This window comes from Lipingzhangella halophila, assembly GCF_014203805.1.
In the GTDB taxonomy this organism is placed as follows: domain Bacteria; phylum Actinomycetota; class Actinomycetes; order Streptosporangiales; family Streptosporangiaceae; genus Lipingzhangella; species Lipingzhangella halophila.
The window spans coordinates 5417266-5439191 of record NZ_JACHJT010000001.1 but is presented as its reverse complement, the minus strand read 5'-3'; the positions used below and the strand labels follow the sequence as shown (position 1 = coordinate 5439191).

22 protein-coding genes are annotated in these 21926 nt (G+C 69.9%); 14 read left to right on the top strand and 8 right to left on the bottom strand.

The genetic code is table 11. The annotated features are described in order from the left end of the window. Positions 1–6 precede the first annotated feature (6 nt). Entirely contained in the window at positions 7–279 is a 273-nt protein-coding gene (locus F4561_RS24690; protein ID WP_184582122.1) for a hypothetical protein, read from the bottom strand. A 321-nt stretch (positions 280–600) separates the two neighbouring features. After that, entirely contained in the window at positions 601–1131 is a 531-nt protein-coding gene (locus F4561_RS24685; protein ID WP_184582120.1) for a gamma carbonic anhydrase family protein, read from the bottom strand. Positions 1132–1497: 366 nt separating this feature from the next. Between F4561_RS24685 and F4561_RS24680 the strand changes: the two genes are divergently transcribed. The 3 genes from F4561_RS24680 to F4561_RS24670 all read left to right on the top strand — a co-directional run bounded on the left by F4561_RS24680 (position 1498) and on the right by F4561_RS24670 (position 4569). Then, positions 1498–2865, top strand: a complete 1368-nt coding sequence (locus F4561_RS24680) for a hypothetical protein (RefSeq protein WP_184582118.1) — start codon at positions 1498–1500, stop codon at positions 2863–2865. 187 nt (positions 2866–3052) lie between these two features. Further along, positions 3053–3502 carry a GNAT family N-acetyltransferase gene (locus tag F4561_RS24675; protein ID WP_184584124.1) on the top strand — a complete coding sequence of 150 codons (450 nt, stop codon included), beginning with the start codon at positions 3053–3055 and terminating at the stop codon, positions 3500–3502. A gap of 566 nt (positions 3503–4068) precedes the next feature. Further along, the gene (locus F4561_RS24670) at positions 4069–4569 is read left to right on the top strand and encodes a C40 family peptidase (RefSeq protein ID WP_246437275.1); all 501 of its coding nucleotides are present in this window, start codon (positions 4069–4071) and stop codon (positions 4567–4569) included. Between the two features lie 149 nt (positions 4570–4718). Here the strand turns inward: F4561_RS24670 and F4561_RS24665 are convergent, their stop codons facing one another. Beyond that, positions 4719–5045, bottom strand: coding sequence for a hypothetical protein (locus tag F4561_RS24665; protein ID WP_184582116.1), 327 nt, complete (start codon positions 5043–5045; stop codon positions 4719–4721). A 205-nt stretch (positions 5046–5250) separates the two neighbouring features. On the opposite strand from F4561_RS24665, the gene F4561_RS24660 reads away from it, so the two are divergent. Further along, on the top strand, positions 5251–5550 hold the full coding sequence (locus F4561_RS24660) for a DUF6412 domain-containing protein (protein WP_184582114.1): 300 nt from the start codon (positions 5251–5253) through the stop codon (positions 5548–5550). 116 nt (positions 5551–5666) lie between these two features. Continuing rightward, positions 5667–6395: a YidC/Oxa1 family membrane protein insertase gene (locus F4561_RS24655; protein ID WP_184582112.1), complete on the top strand. Its 729-nt coding sequence runs from the start codon at positions 5667–5669 to the stop codon at positions 6393–6395. 355 nt (positions 6396–6750) lie between these two features. Here F4561_RS24655 and F4561_RS24650 read toward each other — a convergent pair whose 3' ends face one another. The 3 genes from F4561_RS24650 to F4561_RS24640 all read right to left on the bottom strand — a co-directional run bounded on the left by F4561_RS24650 (position 6751) and on the right by F4561_RS24640 (position 8636). Beyond that, a complete protein-coding gene (locus F4561_RS24650; RefSeq protein WP_184582111.1) occupies positions 6751–7377 on the bottom strand; it encodes a superoxide dismutase family protein in 627 nt (208 codons plus the stop codon). An 84-nt stretch (positions 7378–7461) separates the two neighbouring features. Further along, entirely contained in the window at positions 7462–7929 is a 468-nt protein-coding gene (locus tag F4561_RS24645; protein ID WP_184582109.1) for a DUF3291 domain-containing protein, read from the bottom strand. A gap of 32 nt (positions 7930–7961) precedes the next feature. Next, positions 7962–8636, bottom strand: coding sequence for a helix-turn-helix transcriptional regulator (locus F4561_RS24640; RefSeq protein ID WP_184582106.1), 675 nt, complete (start codon positions 8634–8636; stop codon positions 7962–7964). Between the two features lie 167 nt (positions 8637–8803). Here F4561_RS24640 and F4561_RS24635 point away from each other — a divergent pair, with 167 nt between their 5' ends. From F4561_RS24635 to F4561_RS24600, 8 genes are all read left to right on the top strand, one after another. Further along, positions 8804–10354 carry an SLC13 family permease gene (locus tag F4561_RS24635; RefSeq protein WP_184582105.1) on the top strand — a complete coding sequence of 517 codons (1551 nt, stop codon included), beginning with the start codon at positions 8804–8806 and terminating at the stop codon, positions 10352–10354. A gap of 31 nt (positions 10355–10385) precedes the next feature. After that, the gene (locus F4561_RS24630) at positions 10386–11012 is read left to right on the top strand and encodes a YigZ family protein (RefSeq protein ID WP_184582096.1); all 627 of its coding nucleotides are present in this window, start codon (positions 10386–10388) and stop codon (positions 11010–11012) included. 131 nt (positions 11013–11143) lie between these two features. After that, the gene (locus F4561_RS24625) at positions 11144–12580 is read left to right on the top strand and encodes a hypothetical protein (protein ID WP_184582094.1); all 1437 of its coding nucleotides are present in this window, start codon (positions 11144–11146) and stop codon (positions 12578–12580) included. 118 nt (positions 12581–12698) lie between these two features. Then, positions 12699–14594: a methylmalonyl-CoA mutase family protein gene (locus F4561_RS24620; protein ID WP_184582092.1), complete on the top strand. Its 1896-nt coding sequence runs from the start codon at positions 12699–12701 to the stop codon at positions 14592–14594. Beyond that, positions 14591–16834: a methylmalonyl-CoA mutase gene (scpA, locus tag F4561_RS24615; protein ID WP_184582090.1), complete on the top strand. Its 2244-nt coding sequence runs from the start codon at positions 14591–14593 to the stop codon at positions 16832–16834. Before F4561_RS24620 ends, scpA begins: the two co-directional genes overlap by 4 nt. Next, positions 16831–17883: a methylmalonyl Co-A mutase-associated GTPase MeaB gene (meaB, locus tag F4561_RS24610; RefSeq protein ID WP_184582088.1), complete on the top strand. Its 1053-nt coding sequence runs from the start codon at positions 16831–16833 to the stop codon at positions 17881–17883. The genes scpA and meaB overlap by 4 nt, the downstream gene beginning before the upstream one ends. A gap of 325 nt (positions 17884–18208) precedes the next feature. Then, positions 18209–18580 carry an STAS domain-containing protein gene (locus F4561_RS24605; RefSeq protein WP_184582086.1) on the top strand — a complete coding sequence of 124 codons (372 nt, stop codon included), beginning with the start codon at positions 18209–18211 and terminating at the stop codon, positions 18578–18580. A 165-nt stretch (positions 18581–18745) separates the two neighbouring features. After that, on the top strand, positions 18746–19219 hold the full coding sequence (locus F4561_RS24600) for an NUDIX hydrolase (protein ID WP_184582084.1): 474 nt from the start codon (positions 18746–18748) through the stop codon (positions 19217–19219). A 127-nt stretch (positions 19220–19346) separates the two neighbouring features. Here the strand turns inward: F4561_RS24600 and F4561_RS24595 are convergent, their stop codons facing one another. Next, on the bottom strand, positions 19347–19613 hold the full coding sequence (locus F4561_RS24595) for a DUF6504 family protein (RefSeq protein ID WP_184582082.1): 267 nt from the start codon (positions 19611–19613) through the stop codon (positions 19347–19349). A gap of 286 nt (positions 19614–19899) precedes the next feature. Here F4561_RS24595 and F4561_RS24590 point away from each other — a divergent pair, with 286 nt between their 5' ends. Next, positions 19900–20535 carry a TetR/AcrR family transcriptional regulator gene (locus F4561_RS24590; protein ID WP_184582080.1) on the top strand — a complete coding sequence of 212 codons (636 nt, stop codon included), beginning with the start codon at positions 19900–19902 and terminating at the stop codon, positions 20533–20535. Between the two features lie 605 nt (positions 20536–21140). Here the strand turns inward: F4561_RS24590 and F4561_RS24585 are convergent. Beyond that, positions 21141–21821: a DivIVA domain-containing protein gene (locus F4561_RS24585; protein ID WP_246437997.1), complete on the bottom strand. Its 681-nt coding sequence runs from the start codon at positions 21819–21821 to the stop codon at positions 21141–21143. Positions 21822–21926 lie beyond the last annotated feature (105 nt).

The following is a 21926-nucleotide window of genomic DNA, read 5'->3' as shown; positions in this document are numbered from 1 at the left end:
CCAGGGTCAGCCCCGCTTGGCTGAGCGCTTCCGCTCGCTTGCCGCCGTGTGCCGCGAGGGGGACGGCACCGACGTCGGGCGCGGAGCGGCGGAATGGCCGGTGGAACCGGCGCGCGCGGGGCGCACCCCGAGGATGCGGTCGATCTCGGCGAGGCTGAGGTGGTGCTCAGCGGTGGCGACGGCGGTCAGCAGCTCGGAGTAGAGCTCGATCTCGGCGAGTGCGACCTGGTCGTGGAAGCGTGTGTTGAACCGGAGGCGCGCGTCGATACCGCGGTCCAATCGCGCCCACCTCCTTAGAAAGCGCGTCGGGGGCACCCGGCCCGTGGTCACGTTCGGTCTCGGGGAGTGTCCGTGCCACCGGCGACATTGCCGGTGGCCTTACGTGTGGTCCGGTGCCCGCCGCCAGCACCACGCCTCGTTCCAAAGGCTACGCTGCGGTAGCTCCGCGGCGCATGACTCGTAGGGACCATTCTGGGGGCCGCTTTCGGAGTAGCCATCACGGGGTACCGCCCCTGTGGTTGTCCGGACGGCGCGCCGCCGCTCACACACCCCCGGCGACCGGCGGGCGACTCGTCCGCTCCGCGGAATCCGGAACACGCCCTACTCGCGCCAGCGGACGTCCTTGTGCTCGACGGCGTAGCGCGCGTACTTCTCCGGTGTCTCGGCGAACGATGCGCGGTCGTCCTCGGTGAGCTCGCGGACAACCTTGCCCGGAACGCCCGCCCAGAGGGTCTCGGGTGGCACGGACTTCCCCGGCGGGACGAGCGAGCCCGCCGCGACGAGCGCGCCCTTGCCGACCGTGGCGCCCCCGAGGACGTTCGCGCCGATTCCGATCAGCGCGCCCTCGCCGACAACGGCGCCGTGCACCATGGCCTGGTGCCCCAGACTGACCCGGTCCGCCAGGATCACGGGTTCGCCGGGGTCGGAGTGCATCCCGCACTGGTCCTGGACGTTGCAGTACTCACCCAGGAGGATGTCCTCAGTATCGGCCCGCAGCACGCAGCCGTACCAGATACTGCTGGCAGCGCCCACGCGCACGCGCCCGACGACGACGGCACCTGGGGCGATCCAGGCATCGGGATGGATGTCGGGTTCGCCGAACGGGGCATCTCCCACGCGGGGACCGGTCATGTCGTTCCTCCTGCAGCATTGTGCGGGGACACGGAATGGGACCAGAATGACCCGCACTCACCCCGCACTGGGCGTTCTTGATCGCGCATACCTTGATAAGAGTACGAACTGGGTGGTCACAACATGGCGATAGGGGTCGTCCGGCCCATTGAAGGGGTCAGTACGGACCGTTACCGTGGTCACTCTCGTAGTGATTGTGTGCTACGTCACGGTTCGCACGCGTTTCGGTCTTCTGTCGCTGTCGCCCGAGACACCCCGTATTTGCGAGAAATGGAGGTCACTGACGTGTGTTCGGGGTGTCATGGGAATAACACACAGGGGGTCGATGTATCTCCCCAACTTGCAGCCGACCTGGTTGATTAGGACATGAACGAGCACAGCAACGAGATCCTGCCGAACCTACTCCGAGAAGACGCCTTCCCTACCGTGCGTAAGGGGGGCTACGACAAGCGACAGGTCGACGACTTCGTCGTGCGCAACCACAACCAGATCCGCGATCTCCAGGAGCGGCTGGCCCGGGCGCATGACGAGCTCGAACAACTGCGCCGCGACCTCACCGAGGCCAAGGACAAGGCGGCCGAAAGGCCCGAGCACGAGCAGATCAGCGAACGCATGGCCGAGATCCTGCGCATCGCGGAGGAAGAAGCCAAGGATAAGCGCGCGAAGGTCGACGACGAGGTCGAGGCGATCCGGAAGAAGGCCGAGGACGCCGCTGCCAAACGTGTGAAGGACGCCGAGGAGCATGCCGAGCGCGTGGTCGCCAGCGCTCGTTCCGAGGCTTCCGAGATGGTCAGCACGGCCAAGACGGAAGCGGAGCAGTTGCGCACCCAGGCCAAGCAGGACTCGGAGCGGCGCGTCAGCGATGCTGAGGCGCGGGCCAAGAAGATCAACGACACCGCCGACCGCCGCCTGGCGACGCTCACCGCGACGCACGACGAAGCTGTGCGCCGGCTGAACGACATGCACGGCACCTTGGCTGAGCTGCTCAAGGCGGAGAAGGACGCGGGGCCTCTGGAAGCTGGCCTCTCCCAGAAGGAGGTCGAGGCCGAGCAGAGCGCGAAGGCGGCGTCCGGGAGTGACTCCGGTGCCGAGCAGGGTGACAAGGCGAGCAAGGGCGGTGGCCAGAGCGCCCCGGCGAGCCCGAAGCAGGCTCCCGCGGCAAAGGAGGCACCGAAGCAGGAGGCACCCAAGCAAGGGGAACCGAAGCAGGAGGCGCCCAAGCAGGGGTCGCCCAAGCAAGGGGAACCGAAGCAGGAGTCCGCCAAGCAGGAAGCGACGAAGCAGCAGTCCGCCCAGCAGCCCGCCCAGCAGGGCGCGCAGCAGGGTGCCCAGCAGGGCGGGCAGCCCGCGCCCGCGGCGCCGGCTCGGCCCCAGCAGCAGGGAGCCGCCGGCGGCGCTTCGGAGCAGGATGAGGAGACGGTCAAGCTCAACCCCGGATCGGCCGGCAAGGACGCCACCGCCACATCCGCGCCGGGTGCGGCGGCGAACCCCGGTGCCCAGCAGCCGGAGCAGAATGCCGCCGCTGCCCAGCAGCCGATCCGCAATACCCCGCAACGGCCACCGCAGGGAGGGCGAGTCGACGGGCCCGCGCCGGAACAGCCAACCCAGCAGGGGCCGCAGCAGGGGGCCGAGGATCCGGACCTCACGGGTGTGCACCAGCGTCCCGATGGCACGGCGCCGCAGCCCCCGGCGAACCCCGAGTCCGCCGAAGGCGTTCGCATCATCAAGCCCTAGGCGAGCGCGACCGCGGTACGCGAGGCGCGGGCGTGCCCGCGCCATCCGAGTGCCGCGGACGACGATCGACGGTCAGGCTGCCGGGCGTCGGCACCAGAACCGAGGTTCTGGTGCCGACGCCCTTTCCGTCCCTTCTTGTAGGGCGACGTCGGTCATGTCCGTCCAGGTCGGCTACGATGCCGAAGCCATGATTATCCGCGCGGCCATCCGGTCTGACCTCGGCGCTATCCTGCGGCTTCTCCGCGACCTCGGCGGTACCGCTTCGGCGTCGGGCGGGAGCGTCCGCATGTCCTCGGCTGCGGTGCGTGCCTGGACCCGGATCGAGAACGACCCGGACCGCGCCGTTCTGGTCGCCGAGCGCCGCGGTCAGATCATCGGAACCCTGGACCTGGTCATGATCGCCAATCTCACGCACGACGCCCAGTCATGGGCGATCATCGACAACATCGTGGTCGACTCGGCGGCGCGGAGGCACGGGGTCGGGCGGGCACTTATGGACGAGGCGCTTGAGCGCGCGTCGCGCGCGGGCTGCTACAAGGTCGAGTTCCTCACGCACGAGACCGCCGACGGAGCGGGTGCGTTCTGCCGGGCGCTGGGGTTCCAGAATTCCGCCGAAGGCTTCCACCGCTTCCTCTAGACCGGTGGTGTGGGCGGGTGGTTGGGCACCCGGCGAGGGACGCGGCAACGAGGCACGGCCTGGTTCTGCGCTGATCTTGAGGATTCCGTTCCGTCGCAGCGCCCCGAAGGAACGGAATCCTCAAGATCGCCGATGAGGGTGCGCGACCGTGCGGGAACACCGGCACACCCCCGCAGGCCGAGGGGACCCGCCGCCTCCGTTGCACGCGTCACCACCCGCCCCATCATCGATCCAGGGAGCCGGTATCGCGCCCACGCCGCGGACCCAACAGGAATCCGCTTCGCGAGCCCTGGCGGTCCGGAACTTGTCGCATGGCGCAATGTGATTTCGCGATGCGGACTGCAGTCGGTATTCATTTCGGGGTTCCCGGTTCCGAAAATTGTGGAGTGCGGCGGGTCAATGGCTCCGGACCCCCGTGGCCTCACCGATTCTGCGGCGACACGCCCATGGTTGCGTCCGCACTGGCCAGCGCCGAAGTTTGTGTTTTCCTTGCGAATGAGACCCGGCGTAATGTCCGGGAACGGCAATTGGGTCGTTAACAAGGAGGGAACATGCGTGTCTTTGGTATGGACCTGCAGAACCGTGTTCGGAAAAGACCGAGGCGTATGACCTTTGGGGCGATCAGCTTATCCGCGATGGCGGCGGTCACCGTCCTCGGGCTGGTCCCCGCGGGGCCTGCGGTCGCCGAAGAGCAGGTCAAGCAGGCCAGCGATGTCGCGTCCGCCGCCGCCGAGCACGCGAAGAAGCAGGTCGGTAAGCCCTACCGGTACGGGGGTACCGGGCCCGGATCGTTCGACTGTTCCGGGCTCGTGCAATGGTCCTACAAGAAGGCAGGCAAGAGTCTCAGCCGGACCACCTACAGCCAGATCGCCGAAGGGAAGGCCGCCAAGCGGTCCAACCTCAGAAAAGGCGATCTGGTTTTCTTTTACCGGGGTCCCAGCCACGTGGGAATATACCTCGAAGACGGGAAGATGGTGCACGCGCCCAAACCCGGGCGCCGGATTGAGATTGTCAAGATGAACCGGTACTGGAAGAATAATTTCGCGGGCGCCCGACGCGTCGCGTGACGGGTCCGGGAGATACCTGGCGAACGGCGAATGCGGAGCGAGCGTCATGGGCGCTCGCTCCCATGGAATTGTTGTTTTTCCGGTCCTGCGTTGCGTGTTTGGTGCCGAGCGCTTTGCGGCGCGGAATTCTTGCGGCTCTCGGGGATGACTCAACCGAGGACGATGGCGCCGGCCAGAACCGGGGCGCCGAACCGGACGGGGCCGTTCCCCGACGCGACAGCGCGTCCCGTCTGGCAGTTCGGGCCGGCGAAGAGCGCGAACTTGGTAGGGGACGTAGGGGACTCCGTGTCGATGGCGGTCACCCCGCCCTCCCCGGACTGGAGCGCGCGGCAGCCGCCGCCCTCGATCACCTGCTGGTGTCCGCTCTCGAAGGTCAGGGTCACGCGCGACGGTGCGGTGTCGCCGGATGCGCCAGCACTCGTCGCCCCGGCGATCGTGGCTGACATTGCGGCGAGGTTCGCAGGGCGGATCGGCACGGCTATCGTCCCCCGTCGAGCAGAGCGGACATCACCACTAGTATCTATCTGCTACACAGAGTGATTACCGGGAATTCGCGCCGGTGTGTCGCCATATTCGCTGGGCGCCCTTCGCGGTGGCCCGCGCCCTTGCCCCCTATACTGGGCGCACCGCGTGCGGCCCGGTGTCGAGAGCCAGGCGGCGCGGACGATCCGGGAGGTGCCAGTGGCCGCCATTAACGCGCTGCTCTACGCACTGCTCCTCGGGTCTGTCGACCTCTTTCCGCTGAGCACGCCCCCGGCCGCCGGAGCCTTCGCCGTTCTGGCCGTTGTCGCGATCGGGGCCGCACTGGCCTGGATGGTCGTGCGCGGAGGGCGGGCCTGGCCGCTCCTTGACAGCGGGCCCTCGCACGGCATGACCATGCGGCACCGCTCCGCGTGCACCGCCGCGGTCGCTGTACGCGATCCCGACGCTCCCGGAAAACCCCGCCCGCGGGCACCAGGCGCGGCCCCCGCGGCCGCGTAACCCCGCGCTCCCAGGGGCCCGTCACCCGGTCCGGCCGGCAGTTCCGCCATGCCCCTTGCGCTGGCGCGCGGCCGCCTCGTTTGCATCCTGTTCCAACCCAAACGAGGGGCCCAGCCATGTACAGCTTCCCACCCATCGCGGCCGCCATCGGCGCGGCCTTCACCGTCGTCATGACGCTCACCGATGTCTTTTCCCCAGTCCTTGGCGGGACGGCCGCCGCTGCCGCCATTGTCGTCCTGACGATCATCGTCCGCATGGCGCTGCTCCCGCTCAGCGTCGCGCAGGTCCGCGGCGAGAAGGCGCGGATGCGCCTACAGCCGAAGATGCGCGAGTTGCAACGCAAGCACGCGAAAAATCGGGAACGCCTGGCCCGCGAGCAGCAGCGGCTCTTCGCCGACGAAGGCGTCTCGCCGCTGGCCGGCTGCCTGCCGATGCTCGCTCAGACTCCGGTGTTCATCACCCTGTACGGGTTGTTCATCAGTGCGACGATCGCGGGCGCGCCGAACGCGCTGCTCACGCACACACTCGGCGGGGTTTCGCTTGGCGCGACGCTCACCGAGACCCTTTCCGCCGGTCTCGGTGCGGACGCGCTGGTGTTCGTGGCGCTGCTGACCCTCGTCGCCGGTACGGCATGGGCCTCGCGCCGGTTCCTGACACTGCCGGCCCTTGCCGGCAGCAGTGGCGACGCCCCCGCGGTTCCGGGCGCCAAGCTGATGTCGTTCCTGCCATACGGAACGGTCGCTGTGGCTTCCTTCGTTCCGCTCGCCGCGGGGGTTTACCTGGCCACAACCACCGCGTGGACAGTGGCCGAACGCCTGGCCCTGCGCCAGCTCGTCACCGGTTAGCAGTGTTCTCTGGCCTCCCAGGCGCCCGACCTGTTCTCTGGGCTCGCTGGCGCTCGCGGGCGCTTGGAGGCCGGGAACCTTCGGGCACCTCCGGTGTGCCGCCCAATCGGCTCCGCCACTCGCGGACGCCCCACCTGCGGACCCTCCAGAACCCCGGCGGCGCCCGACTGTGTTTTCTTGGCTCGCTGGCGCTCGCGGGCGCCTGGGAGGCCGGGAACCTTCGGGCCGGGCGTGCCGGCACGCCCGGCCCGGTGTGTTCAGTGCATGTTCGTCGCAGGCGGTCGGGTCCCGGTGATCCGGCACAGCGGACGCTGGTCCGCAGGTCGCGCGCCGGAGCCGGTGCGCCAAATCCGCCCTAAAGCGCGACGTTGACGCACGCGAGGCGGTCGCCCGCCGCACCGGCCGCGCCTTCCTCCTCGCTGGTGTGCTCCTCGTGGAGCACGACCGAGTTCGCCTCACCTTCGCGGGGGACCCAGTCGACCTCGGCCTCCTGCTCCGCATTGCCGTTCTCGTCGGTGGCGAAGTCCAGCCACACCTCGTTCTCCGGGTTCGCGTAGGCCGGGTCGGTGGAGGGGTTCTCGGCGTCGGCTTCGGGGTCGGCCTCGTTCTGGTAGTGCGGGCCGGAGTCGGCAGGATCCTCGCCGCACGGTTCTGTGTGCAGGTGGGACCCGAACTCCCGATTGGCCTCAAGGCCGCTCACGGAGAGCGAGTACTCCGAACCCCCGTCTTCCCCGGTGACCGAGACCTCGACCTCGGCTCCCTCGGGGACCGCCTCCTCGTCGTAGGTGACGGCTTCGGCGTCCTCGGCGTAGGGCCCGAACGCCGCGGAGACCGACACGTCCAGGGCGTCGTCCTGGCTGTCCTGGGTTTCCTCCTGCCTGTCGTCCGTGGCCTCGGCTTCCTCCTCAGCGGCGCCTCCACCGCAGCCGGCGATGAGCAGTGAGGACACGGCCGCACCGATGACAAGTCGGGTACTGGGCACCTCGGCACTCCCAATCCGGTAGATCGTTTTTGGACTTGCCGATTACGTTACCCAAAGTGGTCGCGGCGTTACATGGAAAGGGGTTTACGGCGCTGTCGTGTCGCGGGCCGGCGGGGGGAACGTGTTCCGGAAGGTGAACGCCTCCGCCGTTGGGCCGTGCGCGCGCAGGTGCGCCAGCCGTTCGCCCGCCTCGTCGAGCGTGGGGATCCGGCCGGCGGGCACCCACCACATCACCGTGTAGAACTCGGTCGTGTGCTGGAACCACTCGCGCCGCTCACGCAGGAGACTCAGGTGGTCACTGCGGTAGGTGAAGTTCCACAGGGTCTCCACGGACTCCCAGACGGAGAAGTTGACCAGCAGATCCGGGCCAAAGGGCCGCTCGGCGGTGGCGTCGTTGGCGCCCTCGGAACGCAGGCGCCAGACGAACCCGGGGCTTGCGTCGGCGAGCGCGTTGATCGGGTCGAGCATCTCGGTGAACCCCGCCATCCGGGGGTCGTCCATCGGGAACCGGGGGGTGGCGATATTGAGCTGAGCCAGATGGTGTTCGGTCATAGCGGGCAGCACACCACGCTCCGGTTTCCAAGTCAATCCTTATTGTTTTTAGAGATCGCGACACAGCACTGATCCGGGGACGGTTCCATGCGGGCACAGAAGCCCTCGAACCCGGAAAGCAGTCCGCGTAGCAGCTCCAGGTTCATTCCGCAGGTCAGTGTCGGGAACTCGCGGGCGAGGGTGTGGAACGGGCAGTTGCGCAGCCGTATGGGGCCGCCGGCCGCGGGATCCTCGCGGGCTGGCTCGTAACCGTGGCGCTCCAGAAGTGCCACCAGATCGCCAAGGTCGGCAGGCCGATCCTCGGCAGGCATGGTGCTCGCCTGCCGCGCCCCCTCGTTGTGAGCCGCCGCGTAGAGCGAGTTGTCGGCCCCGGCCTGCTCGACCGCATCGGCGAACACGCGCGCCGCGGTCTCGTAGTCGCGCGGCGGGAGCTGCACGTTGAGCTGGCTGTCGGCCCGGCGGTACAGCTTCGCGGGCCGGCCGGAGCCCGGCCCTTCCCGCCCGGACACCTTGCGGCGTGTGACGTCCAGCAGCCCGGCCTCGACCAGCTTGTCCAGGTGGAACGCGACCAGATTGCGCCGTTCGCCCACCGCGTTGGCGGCGTCCGCGCGGCTGACGTCGCCGCCGCGCGCCACCACGTACTGGTACAGCCTGCGTCGTAGCGGTTCGGCGAGTGTCCCGGCCGCGTCGAGTCCCTGTTCGGTCATGCCCCAATTGTGCGACGCCGCGGCGCGCTCGCTGCGCATGGCGCGGTCGGGTGCGATCCGGGTTTCGTTGCGTGTTCGATACTTAGGGGGATGCCTTGGTCCCGCTGCGAATGGTGACAATCACAGCGCTGTAGTCCGCGTTACTGCCGTCGTACTAGGAGGTTCTTATGTCGACGGAGTCCCCGAGAGGACCGGACGGTCCCGCGCCGGACACTTCCGAGGAGCCGGCCTCCACCACCCAGGAGGATGCTGGCGGGTTGGTCCGCAGGCGCGTGGGACTGGTGCTCGGTCTCGCGCTCGCGGTGGTTGTCTACCTTGTCCTCCCCGATTCGCTGTCCGGCGACGGCAGACGCACCGCGGCGGTCGCCACCCTCATGGCCGTGTGGTGGATGACCGAGGCCATCCCTATCCCGGCCACGGCTCTGGTCCCGCTGGTGCTGTTCCCGGTCCTGCTGACCGAGGCGGACATCACAAGCGTCGCCGCGCCGTACGCGAACGAAGTCATCTTCCTGTTCATGGGCGGCTTCATGCTCGCCATGGCGATGCAGCGTTGGGACCTGCACCGCCGTATCGCGCTGAGCGTCGTGGGCAGTGTCGGCGGCAGCCCCGTCATGTTGATCGCGGGCTTCATGCTGGCCACCGCCTTCATCACGATGTGGGTCAGCAACACCGCCACAGCAGTGATGATGATGCCGATCGCCCTGTCCGTGCTCACCCTGGTGGCCCGGCTCGCCGACGGCAAGGCCGACCCCAACTTCGGTACCGCGCTGATGCTGGGTGTGGCCTACGCGGCCTCGATCGGGTCGGTGTCCACCATCATCGGCACCCCGCCCAACGCGTTCATGGTCGGCTTCCTCGCGGACAACCACGGGATCAGTATCGGGTTCGGCCAGTGGATGGTCGTCGGTGTCCCGCTCGCGGTGGTGTTCCTGGTGATCGCGTGGCTGGTGTTGACCTTCCTGGTCTACCCGCCGCGGATCAAGGAATTGCCGGGCGGCCGCGACCTCGTGCGCGGCCAACTGCGCGAGATGGGACCGATGTCGCGGGGCGAGTGGACGGTCCTTGTTGTCTTCGTCCTGGCCGCGCTCTCCTGGATCACGATCCCGCTGCTCGCCGACACCGAGACCGTGGGCGGTGCCCTGCCGTGGCTGTCCAGCGTCGACGACGCCGGGATCGCGATGGCGGTCGCGGTGGCCCTGTTCCTCATCCCTGTTGACGCTCGCAACGGGGTCCCCGCGCTCGACTGGCAGACCGCGGCTCAGCTGCCGTGGGGAGTGTTGCTGCTGTTCGGCGGCGGGCTGAGCCTGTCTGCCCAGTTCGGTGACACGGGGTTGAGCGACTGGATCGGTGAGCAGGTCGGTCTGCTCGGCGGTGTGCCCGTGTGGGTGCTGATTCTGGCCGTGGCCGCGCTGGTGTTGCTGCTCACCGAGCTGACCAGCAACACGGCGACGGCGAGTATCTTCGTCCCGGTCATGGCCGGCGTCGCCCTGGGGATGGGGCTCGACATCATGACCCTGGTCGTTCCGGTCGCCCTCGCGGCGTCGCTGGCCTTCATGCTGCCGGTGGCCACCCCGCCGAACGCCATCGTGTTCGGAACCGGGTATATCCGCATCGGCGCGATGGTCAAGGCCGGCGTGTGGCTGAACCTCATCGCCCTGGCCCTGATCCTGGCCACGATGTACTCGGTGGCGCTGGCGGCCTTCGGGCTGTCCGCCTAGGGACACCCGGGACCTGTGGTCGAATTCCACGATGAGGACCATCAAACGCGCCGCCGAGGTCGAGCTCGACGTCAAGCGGTCCCGTTTCATCTGCGCGGTTGAGCGGGTGGCGGACGAGGAGGGCGCGCGGGCGTTCATCGCCGAGCGGCGCCGGCGGTACTGGGACGCCACGCACAACTGCACGGCGTACGTGACCGGCGCCGGCGGCGAAACGCAGCGCTCCAGCGACGACGGTGAACCGGCGGGAACCGCTGGCGTGCCAATGCTGGAGGTGCTGCGCCGCCGCGAACTCACCGGTGTCGCCGCCGTCGTGACCCGCTACTTCGGCGGGACCAAGCTGGGCGCCGGCGGCCTGGTACGCGCGTACGGCAACGCGGTCTCCACCGCCGTCGAACGTGCCGGGCTGCTGGAGCGGCGCAGCCGCGCTGTGGTCGGTGTGCTGGCGGACTACCGGCAGGCCGGCAGGTTGGAGAGCGAGCTGCGCGACTCCCGGCACCAGGTGCGTGCTGTCCATTACGGCGCCGACGTCGAGATCGAGGTCGCCGTGGCCGAACCCGACCTTCCGGAGTTCCGCGCCTGGCTCGCCGAGGTGACCGGCGGCGATGTGCTGACCCAGGACCGGGGCACGGTGACGGTCGAGGTGGAGGCCGCATCCTAACGCGCTCGGCGAACCTGTATCGTCCCCAGACGCGGCGACGGCCTGTAACGGTCCGGGTAACGGACGTATCTCGGGAAACCGTTGGGTTCTAGGATTTCACCTATCCGTACTCGTCCGAGGGAGACACCGGCATGCCCCACTGGCGGCGCGCACCGTTGGCGCTGGTCACCGGTGTTGGTCTGGTTGTGTCCGGTGCGGCCTGCACAGACGGGGAACCGGCCGGCGAGGGTGCGCAGTCCCCGAGCCCGCTGCCCACGAGCTTCGACACCGAGCTGCCTCCGGGCGTGAACGGCGAGCCCGTGCGCTACCTGCACGGGCCCGGCTCCGAGAGCCCCAAGATCTTCGACGACTCCGGTGGCGTCCGCATCGAGGACCTCGGTGACGCGTTCCTGATCAGCTCGAACAGCGAGGAACGGCACATGCTGCAGCGCGCCGGCGACGGCGAGACGCTGTGGCAGGGCGACCAGCGGATCGACAGTTTCGGGCGGGACCGCGACGGCTCCGAGGTGCTCGTGCTCGCCGAGGAGGACGGTGAGGCGGTGACCACGGAGGTCGTCGACGACGAGGGAGAGACCGTCTGGGCGGGCTCCGGCCGGAAGACCTACCTGGACGGCCTGGTCGTCCGGCGTCCCAAGGGGTGGTCCGCCGAGGAGCCCTACGGCGACTACGCCGTTCTCGACACCGCCGAGGAGGAGATCTGGGACTTCACGTTCGAGGAGCCGCCCGAGGACACGGACGAGGGGGAGTCCGAGGACGAGGGTGAGGGCGACGCGTCCGAGGAGGGCGCCGAAACCGATCCCGACCCCGAGCGGATGGGCGTACCCGTGGGCGCGCGCGGCGACGTGCTCTTCCTCGACGACGGTTCCGGGCTGCTGCAGGCGCGTGACCTCGGCGACGACACGGGCGAACTGCTCTGGAGCATCTCCGGTAACGACGAGGAGCTCGCCGGGGAGTCCGCGGTCCCGCGGCCGGAACCGCAGCTCGTCGGCACCTACGAGCTTCCCGGCGGGGAGGATGGCGCCACCGGCGAGGCCGATGCGGACGGCACTCGGGAGACCGTTCTGGTGCGGTGGACCCTTCCCGAGGACTCTTCGCTGCTGTCGCTGCACGACCTGGAGAGCGGCGAGCTGCAGTGGACCCTGACCGAACCCGGTGCCAACCCGGATGACCACGATTTCGGTTCCGCGTGGATTCCGGGAACCGTGTACGACTCCGCAACCCAGACGCTGCTGCTGCCCCAGGCCAGCGGGGCGACCCCGATGATCGGTGTCGACCTGGTCGAGGGCGGGATCGGCTGGCAGTTCGAGGGCGGCACCGAACGCGCGATCACCCCCACCCTCGCCCTGGACGGCTTCATCTACGGCGACTCCCGCGAGTCCGACGACGGAACCTCGCAGGTCGTCTTGGAGGCGGAGTCGAAGGACATCGTCTCCGACGACCTCGCCCCCTATGTCGAGGCGGTCACCGGCGACGGACACGCCCTAGTCGTCTGGGAGCGGCAGCGCTTCGTTTTCGCCCCGGCAGTGGAAGCGCAGGAGGAGTCGGAGTCCTCGAGCCCCACCGGGTAACGGCGCGTTCCGCCAGCGCTCGCGCATGACCCGCGGTATCGGTCGGGCGGGGTGAACAGTCAACAATCCCGGGCCCCGCTCATAGGCCAACCGAACGTCGTTCTCTACCATCCGGAATATGGACATGCCGGATAGCGAGGCCGAGAGCGCGGAGTTGCCCCTGGCTTCGGAGTTCCCCACGGCCACCCGAGAGCAGTGGCGCGAGCTCGTGACGGGAGTGCTGGCCAAGTCCGGGGAACGGGTCGACGACGCCGTGTCCGCGCCCGAGGAGCTGCTGGCCAGCGCCACGTACGAGGGGATCGCGATCAGCCCGCTGTACGTGGGCGAGGACGGTCTCGACCCCGGGCTCCCCGGGCAGGAGCCGTTCACCCGCGGCACGCGCCCGGAGGGGACCCCAATCACCGGATGGGATGTCCGGCAGCTCCACACGGACCCGGACCCCGCGGGGGCGCGCCGCGCGGTGCTGGCCGACCTGGACAACGGAGCCAACTCTCTGTGGCTGGCGGCCGGCGCTTCGGGTATCCCGGTCCCGGGGATCGCGGAGGCGCTCGCCGATGTGCGCCTGGAGCACGCTCCGGTCACCCTGGATGCCGGGTCCGACTACGAGGCCGGCTGCGAGGCGCTGCTTGCGGTGTGGGCCGACCAGGGCGCCGCTCCGGAGGAGGTACGCGGCAACCTGGGCATCGACCCGATCAGTGTCGCCGCGCGCAGTGGCGCGCCGGCCGAGCTCGCCCCGGCCGCCCGCCTGGCCGCGCGCTACGCCGCCCGCTACCCCCACTTGGGCCTGGTCACGGTCGACGCGACCCCGGTGCACGAGGCCGGCGGGTCGCACACCCAGGAGCTCGGGGCGGCTGCCGCGGCGGGCGTGGCCTATCTGCGCGCGCTCACCGACGCCGGGATGGACCTGGCTGACGCCGCGCGCCGCCTGGAGTTCCGGCTGTCCGCGACCGCCGACCAGTTCCTGACCATCGCCAAGCTGCGTGCGGCCCGCGCCATGTGGAACCGCGTCACCGAGGCGTGCGGGCTGGCCCCCGGAGACCGGACGATGCGGCAGCACGCGGTGACCTCGGCGTCGATGATGACCCGCCGTGACCCGCACACCAACATCGTGCGCTGTACGCTCGCGTGCTTCGGCGCGGGTGTGGCGGGCGCGGACGCGGTCACCGTGCGCCCGTTCGACGCCGCTCTGGGCCTGCCGGGCGACTTCGCCCACCGCATCGCCCGCAACACCCAGGCGCTCCTCGTGGACGAAGCGCACCTGGCGCGGGTGATCGACCCGGCCGGCGGCTCCTTCTTCGTGGAGCGGCTCACCGCCGACCTGTACGGCCAGGGTTGGGACTTTCTCCAGGAACTGGAGGGTGCGGGGGGAATGGCCGCCGCATTGTCCTCCGGAATGCTCGCCGGGCGCGTGCACGAGACCTGGGAGCAGCGGCGCGACAACCTGGGACACCGCCGGGACCCCCTGATCGGAGTCAGCGAGTACCCGGACCTGGGCCAGGTGGACGAGCGGGGACCGGCCACGCCGGGAGACGCGGCGGGCTCGGCCGCGGCGAACGCGCTCACCCCCCATCGGTACGCCGAGGAGTTCGAGGCACTGCGCGACCGCGCCGACGCGCACCTGCTCGCGACCGGGGCGCGGCCCACGGCCTTCCTCGCCACACTCGGCCCCGCTTCGGCGCACTCCGCGCGCGCCGCGTTCGCCAGCAACCTGCTCCGGGCCGGCGGGATCGAGCCGTTGGGCGGCCGCACCCGCGGCGGCGTGGACGAGGCGGTGGCGGAGTTCCGGGCGAGTGGGGCGCGCATCGCCTGCCTGTGTGCCAGCGACGAGCTGTACACCGAGCACGCCATCGCCGGCGTGCGGGCGCTGCGGGACGCGGGAGCCACGCGGGTGCTGCTCGCGGGTCCGCCCGCGTCCGCGCCCGAAGCGGCTGGTGCGGATACCTGGCTGTATGCCGGCTGCGACGCGGTCGGCCTGCTTGACGAACTCCTCGACGCCATGGGGGTGGCACGATGAGCGGTGACGCGGGGTACCGGATACCGGATTTCCGCGACGTCACCCCTGGCTCTCCCGCGGTCGGCGCCGCCGGCGACCCCGACCAGTGGGCCAGTGGTGTGCGGCGGGCCACCGGGGAGGACCCGAGCGGGCAGGTGTGGCAGACCCCCGAGGGGATCGGGGTCAAGCGGCTGTACACCGCCACCGACCGCGAGGGCCTGGACTTCGTCGGTGGCTACCCGGGCATCCCGCCGTACCTGCGCGGCCCGTACCCGACGATGTATGTCAACAAGCCGTGGACCATCCGGCAGTACGCCGGGTTCTCCACCGCTGCGGAGTCCAACGCCTTCTACCGCCGCAATCTCGCAGCGGGGCAGAAAGGGCTTTCGGTCGCGTTCGACCTGGCCACGCACCGCGGCTACGACTCCGACCACCCGCGGGTCTCCGGGGACGTCGGCATGGCCGGGGTGGCCATCGACTCCATCCTCGACATGCGGCAGTTGTTCGACGGGATTCCGCTGGACGAGATGACGGTCTCGATGACCATGAACGGGGCCGTGCTGCCGGTGATGGCGCTCTACATCGTCGCGGCCGAGGAGCAGGGGGTGCCGCCGGAGAAACTGGCGGGGACCATCCAGAACGACATCCTCAAGGAGTTCATGGTCCGCAACACCTACATCTACCCGCCGCAGGCCTCGATGCGGATCATTTCCGACATCTTCGCCTACACCTCGCGGCGGATGCCGCGGTTCAACTCGATCTCCGTCTCCGGCTACCACATGCAGGAGGCCGGGGCCACGGCCGACCTGGAGCTGGCCTACACGCTGGCCGACGGCGTGGAGTACGTCCGGGCGGGGCGCGCGGCCGGTCTCGATGTGGACGCGTTCGCCCCGAGGCTCTCGTTCTTCTGGGCGATCGGAATGAACTTCTTCATGGAGGTCGCCAAGCTACGCGCGGCCCGGCTGCTGTGGGCCAGGCTGGTCAAGGAGTTCGAGCCGGCCAACGACCGGTCGCTGAGCCTGCGCACGCACTCGCAGACTTCCGGCTGGTCGCTCACCGCGCAGGACGTGTTCAACAACGTTGTGCGGACCTGCGTCGAGGCCATGGCCGCCACCCAGGGCCACACTCAGTCGCTGCACACCAACGCCCTCGACGAGGCTCTGGCGCTGCCCAGCGACTTCTCGGCGCGCATCGCCCGCAACACCCAGCTTGTGCTGCAGCAGGAGTCGGGTACCACCCGGACCATCGACCCGTGGGGCGGCAGTTTCTACGTCGAGCGCCTGACTCATGACCTCGCGCGCCGCGCCTGGGCGCACATCACCGAGGTCGAGCAGGCCGGGGGGATGGCCGCCGCCATCGATGCCGGCATCCCCAAGATGCGCATCGAGGAGGCCGCCGCCCGCACCCAGGCCCGCATCGACTCGGGGCGGCAACCAGTGGTCGGGGTGAACAAGTACCGGCCCGACACCGAGGACAAGATCGACGTGCTGCGGGTCGACAACAGCCGGGTCCGCGAGGAGCAGGTGGAGAAGCTGCGCAAGCTGCGGGGCGAGCGCGACGAGGAGGCCGCCAGCGCCGCGCTCGACCGGCTGACCGCCGCCGCGGCCGGCGACCCGGGGGATGCCACCCTGCACAACAACCTGCTCGACGCCGCCGTCGACGCCGCCCGCGCCAAGGCCACCGTGGGCGAGATCTCCGCCGCCATGGAGCGGGTCTTCGGCCGGCACTCCGGCCAGGTCCGTACCATCCAGGGTGTGTACCGCGAGGAGGCCACGTTGTCCGACGACGCCCGCAACGACGCGGCCATGCGGTCCGTCGCCAGCCGCGTCGCCTCGTTCGAGGAGAGCGAGGGACGGCGCCCCCGGATCCTGGTCGCCAAGATGGGGCAGGATGGGCACGACCGTGGCCAGAAGGTGATCGCCACCGCATTCGCCGACCTCGGCTTCGACGTCGACGTCGGCCCCTTGTTTCGGACACCGGCCGAGGTCGCGGCCCAGGCGGCCGAGGGCGATGTGCACATCGTCGGGGTCTCCTCGCAGGCTGCGGGGCATCTCACGCTGGTGCCGGCGCTGCGCTCGGAGCTGGCCGCGCTGGGGCGCGACGACATCATGATCGTGGTCGGCGGTGTCATCCCGCCCGCCGACGTCGACGCACTGTTCGAGGCAGGGGCCTCGGCGGTCTTCCCGCCGGGCACCGTGATCGCCGAGGCCGCGGAAGGGCTGCTCGACCAGTTGGACCGCCGTCCCGGGCACGCGGGATGACGCACGGCACCGACATCGGCGAGTACGTCGAGGGGGTGCTCGCCGGACACCGCCCGACTCTGGCCCGCGCCATAACGCTGGTGGAGTCGCGCCGTGCCGATCACGCGGAGCGGGCGCAACGGCTCCTCTCCGCGCTGCTGCCGCACAGTGGGAAGGCCCACCGGGTCGGGATCACCGGAGTGCCCGGGGTGGGCAAGTCGACGTTCATCGACGCGCTCGGTAGCCGGCTTGTCGGCCGGGGACACCGGGTCGCGGTTCTTGCGGTGGACCCGTCCTCCACCCGGAGCGGAGGCAGCATCCTCGGCGACCGGACACGGATGCCCTCGCTGGCGGTTGAGGAGAACGCGTTCGTGCGCCCGTCGCCGACGTCGGGAACGCTCGGCGGGGTGGCCCGCGCCAGCCGGGAGGCCATCGTCCTCGTGGAGGCCGCCGGCTTCGATGTTGTCCTGGTGGAGACGGTCGGTGTCGGGCAGTCCGAGGTGGCCGTCGCCTCCATGGTCGACTGCTTCTGCCTGCTGACCCTCGCGCGCACCGGCGACGAGCTGCAGGGAATCAAGAAGGGCGTGCTGGAACTGGTCGACGTTGTCGCGGTGAACAAGGCCGACGGTCCGCACGCGGACGACGCCCGCAAGGCCGCCCGCGAGCTGTCCCGCGTCCTGCGCCTGATCCAGCCGGCGCATCCGACATGGCGGCCGCCCGTGTTGACCTGCAGCGGCCTTACCGGCGACGGGCTGGACGACGTGTGGCAGGCGGTACGGGACCACCGCGGTGCCCTGGAGGAGACCGGCGAGCTGGCGCAGCGGCGTGCCGGCCAGCAGGTGGAGTGGATGTGGAGCCAGGTGCGGGAGCGCCTGATGGACCGGATGCTGGGCGATCGGGGAGTACGGAGCGTCGCCGCGGACGTCGAGGCCGCGGTCCGCTCCGGCGGGCTCCCCGCGACCCTGGCGGCCGAACGCCTGCTGGCCGAGTTCGCGCGCGGGGGCGGCACCGCCAGCCAGGAACCCGAGACGCAGGCCCCGAACGACCCCGGTTCCACTGAGTTTTCCTAGGCCAACGGGCTGTTGGCAGCTCGGCCGAACATGAGCAGCGCCACACACCCGGCGCGTCTACCTATGACCTGCGTGGCGGAAAATATCTTTCCAATTGGCATTCCAGTCAGCGCGTTCAGCTAATACCGTATGTGGTCAGAGTCTTACGGGAGCAGGGAGCGCGCGGAGCCGCGTCGAGCCGTCCCGGGGCGCCGGCCGGCGTTGTCGCCGGGGAGATCGGAGCGCCGGAGCGCGGATCCGTGGCCGTACCCCCTGGCGGATTTCGCTGCTCTCCGTATGCTGGCGAGGGACCCCTCATCATCGCGTGGGGCTGGGAGGAGTGAACGTGCACAGGCTTGGGCTGAACACCCGGGTCGACAACCATAGCGTGATTATCGAGGTCGAAGGTGACCTCGACATCGCTACCGCTGGCGACCTCCAAGAACATGTCCTGTCAGCCGTGGACGAACACGGGCCGTGGCTGATCCTCGACCTGACGAGTCTGGATTTCATGGACTCCAGCGGGCTCAACGTCGTCATCAACATCTACCGGTCGGTCAAAGAGCGCGGAGGAAGTTTGGCGCTGGCCGCGCCGAACGAGCGCGTCACCAAGGTCGTGCGCCTGGTCGGGCTGCACCGGCAGGTGGCGGTGCACCGGACCGTCCCCGCGGCGGTCAACGCCATGGAGGCGCTTGAGGCCCAGAAGGAAGTCGGCTAACAGAAGTCGGCTGGCGGCCGGTTCCGGATTCCCGGCGCGGACACCCGATTGCCGGCGTCATGCCGCAGGTGCCCGATCCTACGGCGGGCACCTGCGGCATGACGCCGTGCGGGCGGCAGCCGGTGGACGCACGCCCCAGTTCGCGCGCGAAGTAGGGTCGGGGCCATGCCCACTCCTGAGTTCGTCCGCAAGCTGCGCGCGCATGTCGGACACGAGCTCCTGTGGCTGACCGGGGTGACGGCGGTGGTCATCGGCGCGTCGGGGGAGATCCTGCTGCACCGCCGCGCCGACGACGGCCGGTGGTCGACGCCGGGCGGCATCCTGGAGCCGGGTGAGCAGCCGGCGGAGGCTCTCGTTCGCGAGGTGTTCGAGGAGACGGGGGTGCGCGTCGCGGTCGAGCGGGTCGCCAGTGTGGTGACCGAGCCACCGTTCACCTACCCGAACGGCGACCGGGTGCAGTTCCTCGACATCGCGTTCCGCTGCCGGGCGCTTGGGGGCGCACCGCGCACCGACGCGGACGAGTCGCTGGAGGTCCGCTGGTTCGCGTCCGACGCGCTACCCGAGCTGAACCCGCGCGTGCTGCGCCGGATCCGGCACGCCCACGAGGACGGCGAGGCCTACTACGTCCGGCCCGGCTGACCGGGCCGGGTACGAGGTCCGGGCGGTACGGCTGGCCTGCCCGCCCCGAGCGAGCGTGCGCCGGCCGGCTTCCCACTGGGGTCCGGCCACGGGGCGAGGCGCGTGCCGCCGCCACCCGGCTGCGAGATCAGCCCCACTGCCGGCGCAACGTCCAGTGTTCGGTGGCGGTGTCGCACGCGATGTCGGCGATGCCGTGCTCGCCCTGGTCGGATTCGGTGGCCACCCGAACCAGGTGGAACCCGGAATCCGTGTCCTTGGCATCGGGGGTGTCCGAAGGGGACCGCCAACTGCCGATGATGCGCCGTACCCGGTACACGTGCCCACGCCAGGCAAAAAGGGCGGGATGTCCGCCGGTGGTCGATCTGACGTCGATCTGTTCGTTGAGGAGACTCACACACCCAGGATATCGAACATTAGTTCGAAGTCGCAGTAGGTTCGCTGGGTATGTTCGCCGCGTCACACCCTAGCCGCCGCGAACGGCCCGCGCGGGGAGGGCATGCCGGCCGGGGCGCGCCGCAAACGCCGCTGTTCCCACCTGGCCTGGGGCGATCCGGAAGTTTTCGAGGCGAACTGCCGTGGCGCGCGCGGGCGTGTCGGGCGCCCGGTCAGGCGGAGCCGCGCCGACCACTCGGTATGTTGGGGTGCGGGTAGTTCTTGGGACAAGGAGGGCGCGACGCGTCATGGCGGAATCGGCAGCAGAGACGGGCGCGGCCGGCGGGCAGCCCGGCGGCGGGGCCGGGGCCTGTCCGGCGGTGCCCGATCGGCTGCTGGCGGCGGCCACGCGGCTGTTCGCTGATCGGGGGTTCGAGCGCACGTCGGTACAGGATCTCGTCGACGCCGCCGGCGTCACCAAGGGCGCGATGTACCACTACTTCGCGTCCAAGGAGGATGTGCTCTTCGCGGTCTTCCGGCGGGTCATCGCGACGCAGATGCGCAACCTCGACGCGTGCGCCACTGCTGAGGGGCCGGTGCGGGAGCGCCTGCGCGCGGCGGCGGTCGATGTCGTGGAGTCCACCGTGCAGAACCTGGACGACATGGTGATCTACTTCCGTTCGCTGCACGTGCTCTCGCTCGATCGCCAGGACCAGGTCCGCGCGGAACGGCGCCAGTACCAGGACCGGTTCCGTGCGCTGATCGAGGAAGGGCAGAGCCAGCGCGTCTTCCGCACCGACGTGCCGGCCGACATGGTCGCCAGCCAGTACTTCGGCGCGGTGAACCATCTGGGCATGTGGTACCGGCCCGATGGGGAGCTGGGCGGTGCCGAGATCGGCGGGTACTACGCGGACCTGCTGCTGACCGGGCTGCGGCCTGCGTAGCGCCCAACCGGAAGCTAGATCGGTGATGTGGGCGGGTGGTTGGGCTTCCGATCGTGGGCAGCGGAGGCGGCGGGTGGCCAGGGTGGGCGTGTGTCGGTTCTGGTGCCCGCCGGTGGCGCGGCCGACGAAAGGAGGCAGCGAAGGCGGTGGGTGGCCGGGCCTGCGGGGGTCGGTTCTGGTGCCCGCCGGTGGCGCGGCCGACGAGGCTGCGGCCGGTGGCGGGACGCGGCGAGAGTGTCCGTGGCGTCATTCTCGGCGCTGAATCTGTCCGCATGGTCATCTTCGGTGCGGCGGCAGCCTCCGCGCGTCCGCTATGTCCGGATTGTGGGCGGCCTGGGCGCCGATCTTGAGGAAATCGTTCCCCTACCGTGCGGTAAAGGAACGATTTCCTCAAGATCGGCGCGAAAACCGGGCATAGCGGGTGGGGAGCGCAGGTCCTGAGCCCCGCGCCGGGCGGAACCCGACAGCGGCCCTAGAGTGTGCGCCGTTGCCGCTGCTCTATGGGGCGCGTCACCATCGGGCACCCGCACCGCTCACCGCGGGCCCGGCCACCCACCGCCGTCGCCGCCCCGTTAGGCGCCGCACCCTGCACCCACATCACCGATTTAGCGCTCGTAGCGCCGCAACTCCGCGGCGAACTCGTCCAGAAACGCGTCCACGTGGGCCGGGTCGTAGCCGGGGCGCGCGCGGGTGGTGGCGAAGCGGACCCGCTCTACGTCGGTGGAGGTGAGGGTGATGCGTTCGGGGTCGTCCTGCCGCAGTGCCGCCAGCGTCGCCTCGGCCACGTCCAGGAACTCGTCGACCTCCTGCTCGTTGTACCCGGTGGTGAGCCGGGTCATGGCGAACGTCCAGTTCCGGATGTCCTCGGGCCGCATCGCGGGACGGTCCGGCGCCGGCTCCGGCTCGGGAGCCAGCGGGGGCGGTGCGTGGTCCGTGCGGCGCGCCTTGCGGACGGCCGGCGGCTCGGGAAGCGCACCGGGTTCTGGCCGGTCGTCCACGGTGCCGAGCCCGTACTCGCGAAGTTCGCGGGCGACGACGTCGAGGAACTCGTCGACGTCGTCCTCGCGGTATCCCGACATCAGCCGCGTGCCCCGAAACTTCGAGGCCAGGACCTCCTCCGCGGTGATGAGTTGGTCCGGCAGCGGACCGCCCCGCAATGCCGCGAACGTCGCCTCGATCCGGTCCAGCAAGGTGTCCACGTCCTCCTCGTCGTAACCGGGACGCAGGCGCACCGTCCGGAACGTCTTGTTGCGGATATCCGCTGGTGTCAGGCCCATGCTGTCCATTGTGCCGACTCCCGTCGCGTCGGTCACCGGGAACAGTTGCGCGCGGAACGGCGCGTGCCGGTCCCGCTGGCGCACCGGGGCCCGGACCGAGAGCAGTCGAGAGCC